This is a genomic window from Enterococcus sp. DIV0806c (assembly GCF_051710905.1).
Lineage (GTDB): Bacteria > Bacillota > Bacilli > Lactobacillales > Enterococcaceae > Enterococcus_B > Enterococcus_B mundtii.
Map to the genome: position 1 here is coordinate 2,537,120 of NZ_JBIOLO010000001.1, position 15,335 is coordinate 2,552,454.

General features: G+C 40.1%; 6 protein-coding genes. 2 read left to right on the forward strand and 4 right to left on the reverse strand.

Going from position 1 to position 15,335, the window contains the following annotated elements:
* Positions 1-109: 109 nt before the first annotated feature.
* Positions 110-1,012, reverse strand: a complete 903-nt coding sequence (locus tag IGK77_RS11880; RefSeq protein WP_074799815.1) for a DUF7916 family protein — start codon at positions 1,010-1,012, stop codon at positions 110-112.
* Positions 1,013-1,024: 12 nt separating this feature from the next.
* On the reverse strand, positions 1,025-2,308 hold the full coding sequence (locus IGK77_RS11885) for a PTS sugar transporter subunit IIC (protein ID WP_438713206.1): 1,284 nt from the start codon (positions 2,306-2,308) through the stop codon (positions 1,025-1,027).
* Positions 2,309-2,598: 290 nt separating this feature from the next.
* Between IGK77_RS11885 and IGK77_RS11890 the strand changes: the two genes are divergently transcribed.
* Positions 2,599-3,318: a UTRA domain-containing protein gene (locus IGK77_RS11890; protein WP_074799813.1), complete on the forward strand. Its 720-nt coding sequence runs from the start codon at positions 2,599-2,601 to the stop codon at positions 3,316-3,318.
* A gap of 147 nt (positions 3,319-3,465) precedes the next feature.
* Entirely contained in the window at positions 3,466-4,797 is a 1,332-nt protein-coding gene (locus IGK77_RS11895; protein WP_074799812.1) for an ISL3 family transposase, read from the forward strand.
* Positions 4,798-4,908: 111 nt separating this feature from the next.
* Here the strand turns inward: IGK77_RS11895 and IGK77_RS11900 are convergent, their stop codons facing one another.
* Complete coding sequence (locus IGK77_RS11900; RefSeq protein ID WP_074799811.1) at positions 4,909-6,393, reverse strand: peptidoglycan DD-metalloendopeptidase family protein; 1,485 nt, start codon at positions 6,391-6,393, stop codon at positions 4,909-4,911.
* A gap of 476 nt (positions 6,394-6,869) precedes the next feature.
* Entirely contained in the window at positions 6,870-14,540 is a 7,671-nt protein-coding gene (locus IGK77_RS11905) for an isopeptide-forming domain-containing fimbrial protein (protein WP_438713207.1), read from the reverse strand.
* Positions 14,541-15,335: the final 795 nt, after the last annotated feature.

Below are 15,335 nucleotides of genomic sequence, written 5' to 3' on the forward strand. Positions count from 1 at the left end.
TCAGCTAAATAAACGAACGCCTAGCAAAGCAATCACTAATGACTACTTTGCTAGGCGTATTTACTTACTCATAAACTTTAATCCTTTAGCATCAAACTTCTTTTACTTCCTAACGCACAATCGAGCGTGACATCATCGCGATCGTATGACGATTTCCACGGATTGCACGGCTCATCGCCATGATATTTTCTACTGGAGCGATTCCCGAATAACCAGCATCGCCGATATGTTGGATATCTACACCACAAATTTTATTTTGGATTGCAATTTGTTTGATCGTGTCAGAATCAGATGACTCTTGGCTCGTACCAATTGCTGACATCACTAGCGCGCCTGCTGCATGGATCACTTTGACCGCCGCTTTTAATTCAACATCATCAAAACCTGGAACCGTTCCTACCGCAGGGACTAAGATCACATCGGCACCTGCTTCGATGAAGGATTTGATTGCTTCCAGATCTGCTACTGGTTCATCGACTCCGGCACCGTGCATTTTCCCAGCGATGATCATGCCACCAAAATGTTCTTTTGCCATTGAGATTGCTTTTGTAATGGCATCATTCGTCACACCACTTCCTGGATTTCCTGTCAAACAGATAAAATCTAATCCCTGTTTTTTGGCTGCTTCCATTGTTTCACGAGTCGCTTGACGCCCCTCTGGGATATCAAGGCGATCTTCTGCCATCTTCGCCTCAAAATCAACCGGTTCAAGATTCGCACCAATCGGTCTGCCGACTACTTTTCGTAACGTTTGAATGATCGGCTCTTCTTCCTTACCTTTCAAACCTGAAACAACTGGTTTTAATGCATCAAAAGCATTCAATAAAATCAAATCAGCGCCATACGCACGGGCAATTTCAGAGTTGGTAACATCTTCAACATTACTGTCCCGGATGACCACGTTTTCTGAACAAATCACACGTCCTTCACTTGCTTTGATCGATTGTTTCAACTCTGCGCCAGTCATCGCCATGATCTCTGATGTTTGCGCGCTAATAAATCGTTTCACCATGTTATTTCCTCCTTAAATTTCTTGCATTTCATTCATGCGGTTTTGTTTTTCCATCACTCCGAAGAATGGTAAATAAATCAAAATATTCAAAATCAAGCAAATGATTTGGATAATTGAACCTGAGATATGCCCCCCTGTAGCTAAAAAACCTGAGATGACAGGAGGCATGGTCCAAGGAACAGCAATTCCTACTGTTCCGTGAACAAAACCAAGGGACATCGCAAAATACGTCACCACAGCATTGACCATCGGTGCCAAAATAAATGGAATCAACAACGTAACATTCAACACGATCGGCATCCCAAACATTGCCGGTTCATTGATATTGAAAATACCTGGTGTCAATGTTAATGGAACCATTGTTTTTGTCATTTTCGACGAATTTTTTCTCAAACCAACGATTGCTGCCGCAATCACTAAACCTAGTGTAGCTCCACCACCACCCATATACACAAAGTTTTCCATGAAAGGTTGTGTAATGATATGTGGTAATTTCTCACCAGCTTCTACAGCTACACGGTTCGCATCTGTATTCATCAACCAGATCGGCATGATCACAGAATTCACGACATTGGCACCATGGATACCCATGAACCAAAACAATGAAACTAAGAAGATCGACACTAACGTACCACCTAATGTTCCGCCAAGTAACCCTAGAGGTCCACCAAAGATTTCCATCAATAATTGGTGAATGTTTCCTGAACCCCAATCAGTCATTTGGAATACTGCATAAATGACCAACCAAAAAGTAAGAATCGATGCTCCTGGGATCAGAGCAGAAAAACTTATCGCAACAGCTGGCGGGACAGAACCCGGTAAACGGACTTGGATGTTGTGATCAATAAACCATTTGAAGATCAATGTCGAAATAATTGCAATCACCATTGCCACAAAAAGTCCTTGAGCGCCCATAAATGCAGTGGGAATTCCGACACCGTCATCTGATACGAGATTCGGTGTGACTAGTAAGAATGAGGATATAGAAATGACTCCCGCAGATACTCCGTCTTTGTCATACTGAACAGCCAACGCATTCGCAATTCCAAAAGCAGCAACGAGACCCATGATCCCAAAACTAGCCGTGACACCTTTATTCAAATAAGCATCAATCCCATGGGCACTTAAGAAATCAGTCCAAGCATCCACTGGAAATGAGGAAATAATCAAAAACAATGATCCAGTAATGATCAGCGGCAAAGCTAAGGTAATCCCATTTCGAATCGCAATCAAAATCTTATTGTTTGAAACTTTTGCAGCAATCGGCAACATCTTATTATTTATAAACTCGTTCATCTTTATCTTCTCCTATCTTAACGATTGTGGCGCTACTTTTGATTTTCCAAAAATAGCATTTCTTACCACGTACTATAGCGGAAAAATAAAGCCCTTACAAATTATAAAATGAAAAATAATTTAATTTTTATAATCATATTCTAATCTAAAGTTGGTACATGTCGTTCTTAAACTAAAATTAAGTCCTAAATCCGCCATCTAAAAAGAAACTGGTATGATATAATTCATACCAAATAGCAAAGAATAAATTTTTCCTCATGATTATTTATAGGAAGGCAAGGAACTAAAATTTGAATAAATATGAACAACTATCGAATCTGATTCTCGAACGTATCCATCAAGGAGAGTATCCTCCCGATTCCTTTCTTCCAAGTGAAAGAAAATTAATGGCAGAATTTGGCGTGACACGTGACACGATCCGTTCAGCATTAAAGAGTTTGGAATCTACAGGGTATATCGAAAAAATACCTGCACGAGGCAGTAAAGTGATTGCTCATGACAAAATCGATTTTTTCGTTAGTGATCTGTCAGGAACCTCAGAAAAATATCATTCCGAAAATCATTCCTTCAACACAGAGATCTTATCATTGAAAAAAATGATCGTGGACGAACAACTTAGAGAAAATTCCGGTTTTAGTTTAGGTGAATCCGTCTGGTATTTGCTGCGTCGCCGCTTGTTGAATGGTCGTGCATTGATTTTGGAAGTAGATTATCTGCGCACCGCTGTCGTTCCAGAACTAACAAAAGAAATCATCAACCAATCGCTATATCGTTACCTTGAAAATCAATTACATTTGAAATTGAACTGTTCAAAAAAAGAAATTTCTGTTGAGAATATCACCACTCCGATCGCTCAATATTTAGATCTAGGAAAACATGAAAAAAACATCTTTGTTGTTAGGAACTGGGCATATTTGACTGATTATACCCACTTTCAATACACAGAAAGCTGGCATCAAGTCGATTCATTCAAATTCGTTTTGTTGGCTGATCGGCCGATGAATCACTAATTAAGGGTTCTATAATATCTAGTGTTGGTGGAAAACAATTTTGTTTTCTGCTAACATTATTTTTTTGAAAAAAAAGATAGAAAAAGAGATATCCAAATTGATAGAATTAAGTCGACTAAAACAAACTCATCAAGAAAGGATATCTCCATGGACTATCATACTAAAAAATTACTCGGTTTAACAGATAAAAATATTATTTTCCCTACAGAATGGCTTTCTGAAAAGAAAGAAGGTGGTATTACCACCTACGTGATTCATGGACGCTTAGATTACACTCCCACTTGTTGTACAAAATGTGGAATTAAAAATGAAGGACAAGTGATTAAATATGGTACGCATCAAACCACCATTCAATTATTACCGATTCATTCACATAAAACTGTCTTCAATCTTAAGAAAACTCGCTTTCTGTGTAAAGAGTGTGGCTCAACTTTCTCGTCTGAAACTTCTTTAGTCGATAGAAATTGTTCGATTTCTGTCGACTTGAAACGAAAAATCATGGCAGAATTAGCGACCAACTCCAGTAGAAAAGACATTGCTCTACGATACTTCGTATCGGATGTAACGATTTTACGAATCATGAAAGCCGCTGTGAAGAGCTTGAAAGTCCGCTTTGACTACTTGCCTTTTGTTCTTTGCTTTGATGAATTTAAAGCGATGAAATCTTGTGTTGGTAAAATGAGTTTTATCTTCATGGATGGCCAAACGAATCAAATTCTTGGTCTTCTTGAAAGTCGCAAACTCGCTTATCTACGCACCTTTTTCTCTCGCTATACCCGTCAAGCAAGAGAGAATGTTCAATATATCGTCATGGATATGAACGCTCCTTATTTTGAATTAGCCAAAAGTATTTTTCCCCATGCACAAATTGTCACGGATCGTTTTCATATTATCCAGCATATCCAACGGGCATTGAATCATTTACGGATTCAAATCATGAATACTTATCGCAAGAAAGATCACCTGAAGTACAAACGACTCAAACGTTACTGGAAGTTATTTCTAAAGGATTCTTATCTATTAGATAGCTCACACTACCGTTATGATTATTCGTTTAAGCGACCGATGACTGAAAAAACCACACTCGATGAACTACTAAGCTATGATTCCACATTGAAGCTGGCTTATGACACCTGTCAATTTCTTCTGTATCACTATAAACAAAAAGATACAAACTACTTTTTTGAAGTGGTGAATACTTTAGACGCGCAGCTTCCTGAATGGTTTCGCAAGAAGCTCACTTTCTTAAATAAATATAGAAAAGGAATCGAAAATGCCTTCAAAACACCCTATAGTAACGGAGCATTAGAAGGGACAAATAATAAAATCAAAGTCATTAAACGTGTCGCTTATGGTTACCGTAATTTCCTCCATTTTCGTGACCGCATTTACTTGATTCAAGGCTTAGTTTTCCAAGATCAATCCAGAACAAAAAAGAATCAATCGAAGCCTATTTCTGCTTCGATTGATTCTCGATGAAATTCTTCTAATTTGAACTCACCAACACTACTTGTCGAAGAGCCTAATTAAGTAAAATAAAAATGCCATTGAAAGAGTCCCCTTCCAATGGCATTTTTTCATTATCACTAATTAAAACAAAACAGTTGCTGGATCAATCAATTGCGCTTGAGATAAGCTGTTGTCACGACTGATCTCAAAATGCAGATGGCTGCCGGTACTATTACCAGTAGAACCGACAAACCCAATGATTTGTCCTTGTTCAACTTCATCATCAACTTTCACGACGTATTCTTGTTGATGAGCATAAAGCGCTGTTGTGCCATCTTCATGTTCAATGGCAACATAATTTCCCCATGAAGGATGGAATTCTGCTTTGATCACAGTACCTGCTTTACTAGCATAGATTGGCTCCCCTTGAGGTGCTGCAAAATCTAATCCACGGTGGAATTCACCACCACGAGGACCAAATGGGCTAGAAATCGTATAATTTCTTAAGGGCACGATATATCCTTCTTTATTCACTTCAGGTCCGGCAACTTCTTTGTCATATTGTTCTAAATCATAAGTTTCGATCAGACCATTTAGTTTTTCGTTATATCTTGTATCTGTTGCGTAACGACCTGTTAAAAATTCTGTTGCTTCTTTATAAGTTTCTGCATTGGATTTCCAAGCACCTGAATAGAACTCGCTATTTCCAGTCAAGCCTTCAGTCATTAATTTAGCATAGTCTTCAAGACTTTCTTCATAGTTGGCATATTTTCTGAATGTTGCTTGGATCGTATATAATGTACCATCACCAGCATCTTCTTGTGTGGCAAATGTCACGCCATTGCCCTCGTGTGTACCTTTGATCCCAAAAAGATTGTAGTTAGGCGCTTGCGCCAACTGGCTTTGTCCACTAGCTGATTCTAAAATCGCTTGGGCGATCATTACTGATGCGTATAAATCATGTTCTTGCCCGATTTCTCGAGAAGATTCACCGATTTTGCGAATGAAGCTCTCAACTGATTCATCTTTTTCAAAATGGATCGATCCTTCATCCGTTTCTTGACTTGATGGTACAAGATCTTGGATCGGTGTAGTTGCAGAAGGTTGACGTACCTCTTGAGCAACTGACGCTGCAGGAGCAGGCGTTGGTGCCACAGGTGCAGCTGGTGGTGTCACTGGTTGTGTCGGCTGACTCGGCTGTGGTGTAGTTGGTTGTGTTTCTCCAGTAGAACCGCCAGTTGATGGTGACGTTGGTTTTTGTGGCTGACTCGGCTGTGTTGGCTCTGTCGGCTTCGTCGGTTCTGTTGGTTTCGCTGGCTCTGTTGGTTTTGTCTCTTCCGGTGTGCTTGGCTCCGTCGGTTCTGAAGTGTCAGGTGTGGTTGGTTCACTTGAATCACCAGTAGACGGTGGCGTTGTTTCCTCTGAACCATCCGTTGTTGTATCTGTTGTGTTACCTTCACCTGTAGTATCAGACGAATCCGTCGTTGTTTCTGTTTGTGCTTCCGCTGTTACTGGTTGATCCGCAGAAAAAACTTGTTCATCTGCTAATACTTGTAAAGGCGTAGTTAGTAACATTTGTGAAAGAAATACAAATGAAACTAATTTATACGTAGACTTTTTTTTCAATTTTCTTACATCCTTTTCTTTAGTTATTATTAAGATACATGTTAGTTATGAATTTTTTGTTAAAAAAATAATAATTTTTATAAAGTAATAACAATTATTTATCTCATATTTGTGCTTTGATCCACTACTAATAACTAACGTTAAGTGAAAATATCTAGCAAACACTGAGATAATACGACAGACTTTTACTTTATTATAGTTTATTTTAACAGGAATAAGAAGGATTAAGCAGTCCATATTTTTTCATAATTTAGTGCAATTTTTGAACTTGACAGTAATTTTTCCCCATTTTTTTTAAATCAAGTAGTATCAAATAATCTATAAAAACAGCCCTCCAAATATTGCTATTCACCTATTTGGAGGACGGTCTCTGCTAAATTTGCTATCGAAAAAAAGATAGAGTAACCAATCATCTGAATTAAGGTTGCTACAAATTAAATACAGTTCAGTTATTCAGTTTTTTACGTTCTGGCGAATCATTGTTTTCTTTTCTTTACTGCCACGACCAATACGATTACTACTAGGATACCACCTAAAGCGATCAGCGTATAAGAAACTGCTTCGCCTGTTTTAGGAAGAAATGACTTTCTTGCTTCCTTTTCCTTTGGAGCAGGTTTTCTAGGCTCTGGTCGGTTAGGTACTTCTTTTTCTGGTACAACTGGTACGTCTGGCTTATTCGGTTGATTAGGAACGACTGGAACTTCTGGTTGATCTGGATTTTCCGGAATGACTGGTACTTCTGGTTCACTTGGTGGTGTCACATGGTCATCCACTGTAGCAATGTTCAAGATTTCTTTCCCTGCCACCGCTTCTTTATTCACTTTCACTTTAAAGACGATCGTACGAACTTTTGTGTCGCTGATTTTTCCATATTCAGCGGTGATCGTACCGTCTTTGTAAGTTAGACTTGTCGGCTGTGGCTCGTCGCCTTCACTTGTCAAACTGTCTTCAATATACGTCAAACCTTTCGGTAACTTATCGGTGACAGTCACTTGATTCAAGATACCATGCTCTACTGTATTGTGGAAACTAATCCGGTATTCAAGTTCCTCTCCGATTTTTACTGTTTTCTGATTAACAGTTTTCTCACTTACCAGTTTACCATCTGGAACTTTTGGTTGATCTGGATCTTCAGGAACCACTGGTACTTCTGGTTTATCTGGTGGTGTCACATGGTCATCCACTGTGGCAATGTTCAAGATTTCTTTCCCTGATACGGCGTCTTTGTTCACTATCACTTTAAAGACGATTGAGCGAGCTTTTGTATCGCTGATCTTGCCATATTCTGCGGTGATCTTGCCATCTTTGTAGCCTAAACTTGTTGGTTGTGGCTCGTCGCCTTCACTCGTCAAACTACCTTCGACATAGGTTAAGCCTCTAGGCAAGTTATCCGTTACTGTGACTTGGTTCAACACACCATTCGTCACTTTATTGCGGAAGGTGATTCGGTATTCGAGTTCCTCACCAACCTTTGTTTTTTGCTTATTGACCGTTTTTGTACTTTCTAATTTCCCTGGTGTTTCTTCTGGGGTCACGGGTACTTCTGGTTCATCAGGCGGATTGATATGATCATCGATGGTTGCTTTATTGACGATCGTTTCGCCGACTTTCGCTTCTTCGTTGACTTTGACTTTAAAGATAATTGAACGCACTTTTGTATCATTGATCTTGCCGTATTCGGCGGTAATCGTGCCATCTTTGTAGCCTAGACTTGTTGGTTGTGGATCGTCGCCTTCACTCGTCAAACTGCCTTCAACATAGGTCAAGCCTCTAGGCAAGTTATCCGTTACGGTGACTTGGTTCAAGACACCATTCGTCACTTTATTGCGGAAGGTGATGCGGTATTCAATTTCTTCCCCAAGTTTCGGCGATTGGTTATTGACTGTTTTCGTTGTTTCCAGTTCTCCCCGTGTTTCTTCTGGAGTTACTGGAATCTCTGGTTCATCTGGCGGATTGATATGATCATCGATGTTCGCTTTATTGATGATCGTTTCGCCGACTTTCGCTTGTTCGTTGACTTTGACTTTAAAGACGATCGAGCGGACTTTTGTGTCGCTGATCTTGCCATATTCTGCGGTGATCGTACCGTCTTTGTAGTCTAAACTTGTCGGTTGGGGGTCATCCCCTTCACTCGTCAAACTACCTTCGACATAGGTCAAGCCTCTAGGCAAGTTATCCGTTACGGTGACTTGGTTCAAGACACCATTCGTCACTTTATTGCGGAAGGTGATGCGGTATTCGAGTTCTTCCCCAAGTTTTGGCGATTGGTTATTCACCGTTTTCGTTGTTTCCAGTTTGCCCGGTGTTTCTTCTGGAGTTACTGGAATCTCTGGTTCATCAGGCGGATTGATATGGTCATCGATGTTCGCTTTATTGATGATCGTTTCGCCGACTTTCGCTTCTTCGTTGACTTTCACTTTAAAGACGATCGAGCGTACTTTTGTGTCGCTGATCTTGCCATATTCTGCGGCGATCGTACCGTCTTTGTAGTCTAAACTTGTCGGTTGGGGGTCATCCCCTTCACTCGTCAAACTACCTTCGACATAGGTCAAGCCTCTAGGCAAGTTATCCGTTACGGTGACTTGGTTCAAGACACCATTCGTCACTTTATTGCGGAAGGTGATGCGGTATTCGATTTCTTCCCCAAGTTTTGGTGATTGATGATTCACTGTTTTCGTTGTTTCCAGTTCGCCCGGTGTTTCTTCTGGAGTTACTGGAATCTCTGGTTCATCTGGCGGATTGATATGGTCATCGATGTTCGCTTTATTGATGATCGTTTCGCCGACTTTCGCTTCTTCGTTGACTTTCACTTTAAAGACGATCGAGCGTACTTTCGTATCGGCAATCCCTGTGTATTCGGCAACCAATTTGCCATTTTCCATAGTCAAGCTTGTTGGTTGTGGGTCATCCCCTTCACTCATCAAGCTACCTTCCACATACGTCAAGCCTTTTGGTAAATTATCCGTTACTGTGACTTGGTTCAACACACCATTCGTCACTTTATTGCGGAAGGTGATGCGGTATTCGAGTTCTTCCCCAAGTTTTGGCGATTGATCATTCACTACTTTTGTACTTTCTAATACACCAGGGGTTTCCACTGGGGTCACTGGTGTTTCTGGTTCGTCTGGCGGATTCGTGCCATCATCGATCGTTGCTTTATTGATGATCGTTTCAGCTGTTTTTGCTTCTTCATTGACTTTCACTTTAAAGACGATCGAGCGAATTTTTGTATCATTGATCTTGCCATATTCTGCGAGGATCGTTCCATCTTTTGCTGTCAGATTTATTGGCTGTGGATCGTCCCCTTCGCTTGTCAAACTCCCCTCCACATAAGTTAACCCTTTAGGCAACTTGTCAGTCACTGTCACTTGATTTAATACGCCATTAGTGACTTTATTACGGAAGTTGATACGATACTCGATTTCCTCACCGATTTTTGGTGATTGATGATTGACCGATTTCGTACTTTCTAGCTCTCCCGGGGTTTCCACTGGCGTCACTGGTGTTTCTGGTTCGTCCGGCGGATTGATATGATCATCGATCGTTGCTTTATTGACGATTGGCTCGCCAACTTTCGCTTCTTCATTGACTTTCACTTTAAAGACAAGTGAACGTACAGTAGTATCGGTGATATTACTATATTCAGCGGTTATTTTCCCGTTTTCTATCTCTAAGCTAGTTGGTTGCGGATCAGCACCTTCATTCGTCAAACTGCCTTCGACATACGTCAAGCCTTTAGGCAACGTATCGGTAATCGTTACTTGGTCGATGACTCCATTGGTTACTTTATTACGGAAGCTGATACGGTATTCGATTTCGTCACCGATTTTTGGTGATTGATGGTTAACTGTTTTTGTTACTTCTAATTGACCAGGTGTCACTACTGGTGTGACTGGCGTTTCTGGTTCGTCTGGTGGGTTCGTGCCATCGTCGATTGAGGCTTTGTTGACGATTGTTTCACCCGCTTTTGCTTCTTGGTTGACAGTTACTTTAAAGACGATCGTACGAGTACTGGTATCAGTGATTGAGCCATACTCGGCAGTCAACTTTCCATTTTCCATTATTAATTTTGTCGGTTTTGGATCGTTTCCTTCACTTTTCAAGCTACCTTCGACATACGTCAAACCTTTAGGCAAGTTGTCTGTCACCGTTACTTGCTTCAAGACACCATTTTGAATCTTATTACGAAACATGATGCGGTACTCGATCTCATCCCCAATTTTTGGTGATTGATTGTTGACCGTTTTCGTACTTCCTAACTCTCCTGGTGTCTCTTCAGGTGTGACAGGTATTTCCGGTTCATCTGGTGGGTTCGTGCCATCATCGATCGTTGCTTTATTGATGATTTGTTCACCAACCTTTGCTTCTTCATTCACTTTTACTTTGAACATGATCGTACGGGATTTCGTATCAGAAATCGTCCCATACTCGGCTGTCAATTTCCCATTTTCCATCACTAACTTCGTCGGTTGGGGATCGTCGCCTTCACTAGTCAAACTATCTTCCACATACGTCAAGCCCTTAGGCAAGTTGTCTGTCACCGTTACTTGTTTCAAGACACCATTTTGGATCTTGTTACGGAACGTGATCCGGTATTCGATTTCATCACCGATTCTTGGTGATTGATCATTTACTGTTTTTGTACTTTCTAACACTCCTGGTGTTTCTTCTGGTGTCACTGGCGTTTCCGGTTCATCTGGCGGATTCGTGCCGTCATCGATCGTTGCTTTATTGACGATTGTTTCGCCGACCTTCGCTTCTTCATTGACTTTCACTTTAAAGATGATCGTACGAGTTTTCGTATCACTGATCTTGCCATATTCGGCCGTGATCGTACCGTCTTTAGCAGTCAGAGTTGTCGGTTGGGGATCGTCACCTTCGCTAGTCAAACTACCTTCCACATAGGTCAAGCCTTTTGGTAAGGTATCTTTGATCGTTACTTTTTTCAAGACACCATTTGTGATCTTATTGCGGAAAGTGATACGATATTCGATTTCGTCTCCTAGTTTCGGTGATTGATCATTCACCGATTTATTGCTTTCCAATACTCCTGGTGTTTCTTCTGGTGTCACTGGGGTTTCCGGTTCATCTGGCGGATTCGTTCCATCATCGATGGTTGCTTTATTAATGATCGGTTCGCCGACCTTCGCTTCTTCATTGACTTTCACTTTAAAGATGATCGTGCGTGTTTTCGTATCACTGATCTTGCCATATTCAGCGGTGATCGTACCGTCTTTGTAACTTAGATTGGTCGGTTGGGGATCATCCCCTTCGCTGGTCAAACTACCTTCCACATAGGTCAAGCCTTTTGGTAAATTATCTGTTACTGTCACTTCGCTTAAAACACCATTAGTTATTTTGTTGCGAAAAGTGATACGATATTCAATTTCCTCCCCAAGTTTTGGTGATTGATTATTGACCGTTTTCGTACTTTCCAATTCTCCTGGTGTTTCAACAGGTGTCACAGGAACTTCAGGTTCAATCGGTGGGTTCACGTCATCGTCGACGATTGCTTGATTGATGATCGCTTGTCCTGCAACGGCGTCTTCATTGACACGGACTTTAAAAGTGATTGATCGCGTAGCTGTATCAGTGATTTTTGGATATACAGCAGTTACTTTTCCATTCACTACAGTCATTGATGTTGGTTTAGGATCATTGCCACTACTTGCGATACTATTTTCGACATACGTCAAGCCTTTAGGCAAGCTATCCGTGATCGTCACTTGATTCAGCACACCATTTTCTACCGTATTCTTAAAGTTGATCGTATAGTCGATTTCTTCACCAAGCTTCGGCGATTGGTTATTGACCGTTTTCGTGCTTTCAATCTTTCCTGGTAACTCTTCTTTTTCTACTTTTACTTCAACCACATTCGATTGATTTTCAAGTGCTGTATTGGTTGCTGCATCTGTCCCTTGCACAGTTGCACGATTGGGGATCAATTGCTCGGCAACAGCTGTACCATTGATTTTCGCTTGGAATTCATACACTGTTTCAGTCGTCGTTCCTTTGTAACTGCCCCCTGTTGTAGCATTTGCGCCTTCACCAACACGAACAGTCATTGCCCGGTTAGCTGCTGTGTATTCTGCTTGATCATCGCCAGAAGCATCAGTTTTTTGACCAGCATTGGGACCACTCACGACTGATAAAGAGCCAGGAACATAATCCAAACGGCTATCTAAGACATCCTTAGACAACGTATTGACGGCTTCTGAATTTTCTTTTGTATTTTTTACGTGTACACGATAGGTGACTGTCTCTCCGATCTTGTAGGTCTCTTTAGGATTCACGATTTCTTTATTGATCTCTAGCTCGGGAATCTCAGCATTGACAGAGAAACCGACAGCATTCGTAGAGAAGTCATCGCCAATACTAGTCGTTCTGAAACTGATTTGATTTTGGCCATTACTGATCAGCCCCTCTGGTAGAGAAAGCCGATCGATATCGATATCCAAAAAGTTGGGATGTCCTGGATTGAACTGTCCAGGATACTTGTCCACCATATGTTGATCGTTATCAGAAACGGTGGCATTCATCACATTTCCTACAGGGTTGATCGTGTTGATGATATTGACAAAAGTTCCTGCACTATTTTTGATTTGCGCATTGTCACCAGTAAACAATTTATCCCCTTGTACAGTGAACCAGGTGACAATAGGTTCTAGTTTTCCTTGTTTGGCTGTAATAAAATCTTTCATGACAAACTCATTATTTGTCCCAGCTTTATTTCCTCTAGCACCGTAGTAAACATTGAATGCTCGAGAATGTTTTGCTTGATCTTTTGTTACGACAAATAGACTCCAGCCACTGAAATTATAGTATTGAGCTTTCTGGTTTAGCGCTTTTGTCATAGGGATATCAGCTAAGGTATAGCCACCAGTTCCACTGCCATCTCCTTGAATGATCGATGTCACATCTGCATAATTTGAAAAGCCTGTATTGTTATAGCCAAAGTATTGTCCAGGATCAGTTTTATCTTGGTCAATTCGATGATAATACTGAGGGGCAACTCTTTGTGATGTGCCATTTGGCGTAGTAAATTTGACTGGTGCACTGATTTCTTCATCCGAAAGATTTGTGCCAAATGTAGGGCCTTTATAACGAGAAGAACTCCAAAATAACCCCGCCCATGCAATCTCTTTCGCACCATCTAAATCGATATATGCGCGACTAGAATTATATGTTGTCGGGTCGCCATCTACATCAGCAAATTCTAAAACAAAGTTATTGATCGAATAGCCACTACTAGGCGCTTTAGTATTCAAGAAAATATTTGCTCGATACTCTTTTTCATCAAGGATCTTTAGATTAGTATTTCCTGTAGAAAAAAGTTCGCCTTTGTGCACACTATTATAGATTGGCTTTTCGAAGCCTCGTCCTGGTGTCGGCGCAAGTCGAGGACCTTGAGCCATAGGTGCTTGAGGTAATCCAGGGTCGGGGTCCTCTGTTTCTTCACTTGTTGGCTGTGATTCTTCTGTTTGTGTTTCTTCTGTTTGCACAGTTGTTTCTGGTGCTGTCGTTGTTTCTTTAGTTGGCTCTTTGATTGGTTGACTGGGTGTCGATGATTCTTGTTGTGCGGTAGATTCTTGTATAGGTGATGAGGTAGTGCTAGTTGGTGCAAGTTCTTTTCTGGGTAAGTTGAGCTTGAGCTCCCCTAATTGTTTTTCTGACTGTTTGACTTCAACTGCTAATTGATCCACGGATCGATTCGTTTGTTCCCCGGTGATGGAAAGTTTTCTTGTTTCATTTGGTTGAAGGGTACCAATTCGTAATTGGGTTCCTTCTGCTTTTTCCATCTTTTCAAACGAAACGATTGGATCGGTTGATTCGACTAACTTCTGATTATTTTTTAGTGTTTGCTCATCAAATTTAACAGGTGTATCGTTTTCATTTTTTTGATGGATGATCAACTGATTGATGGGTGCCTCACTTTTGTTCGTCACTTCATACGTCACATCCACTAATTGCTGGTTCTCCGTATTCGCTTCAGCATCTGCTTTGATCGATAAACTTGGAGAGTCGAATACATTCTCATTCGGTGGTGCCACCCCTTCAGCAAACACACTCGTCACAGGCAGCAGATTCGCTACCAACAACATAACAACAGCTAAATAATTGAATGGAACTCTATACACTTTTTTCATTTTTAAAATAACCTCCTTCACCCCACTATATAATCGTTGTTTAAATAACACAAAGAAAACGGGTTTGTAGATGAGTATTTTCTCATATATAAAATCACACACCATATATATACGCCTATAATACGAGTATTTTAGTGAAAAAAAGAAGGAGATTAATGACTAATATGCTATTTTATTTTCTTGAAAAAGAACTTTCTTCCTATATATATGTATAAAAAAACTACAAATCAAACTGCCTATTAAGCGAATCATTTCTCGTTGATACCAATTTTTTTTAGTAAAAGAAAGTGTGCAATGATTTACGTAAAGAAAGAATAAGTCAGAAATTTCTAACTATAAAATGATTATAAATACTTATTTTGAAGGTAAAAGGCTGTATTCTCTCCTATTCAACCAACCGAATCTACAATTCACACACGTCATAACGTTATGAACAAAACGATAGATTGTTATGTCAATCAAAATTAAGAATTAGATACCCGCTGATTTTAGACAAATCGAATCATCTGTCTAGCTGAAGTTATTAGATATGTTATTAATGATATCATTCTTCACAAACCGATCCACTTTGAATTACTATTCAAAAAATTATTTATATCATTGAATACAAAAGATAAAAAAACAAATATATACATATTTATTCCTGATTTATAATAACAAAATAAATAATAAACAGAGCGTAAATGTCTAGTCATTAGATAACAATTTATAATCAATAAGAAAACTTTCCTCTTCTCTAATTGTCCATTAATTTTTATGTATGTTAGATTTCCATACTAACAACGTTATGTTTGA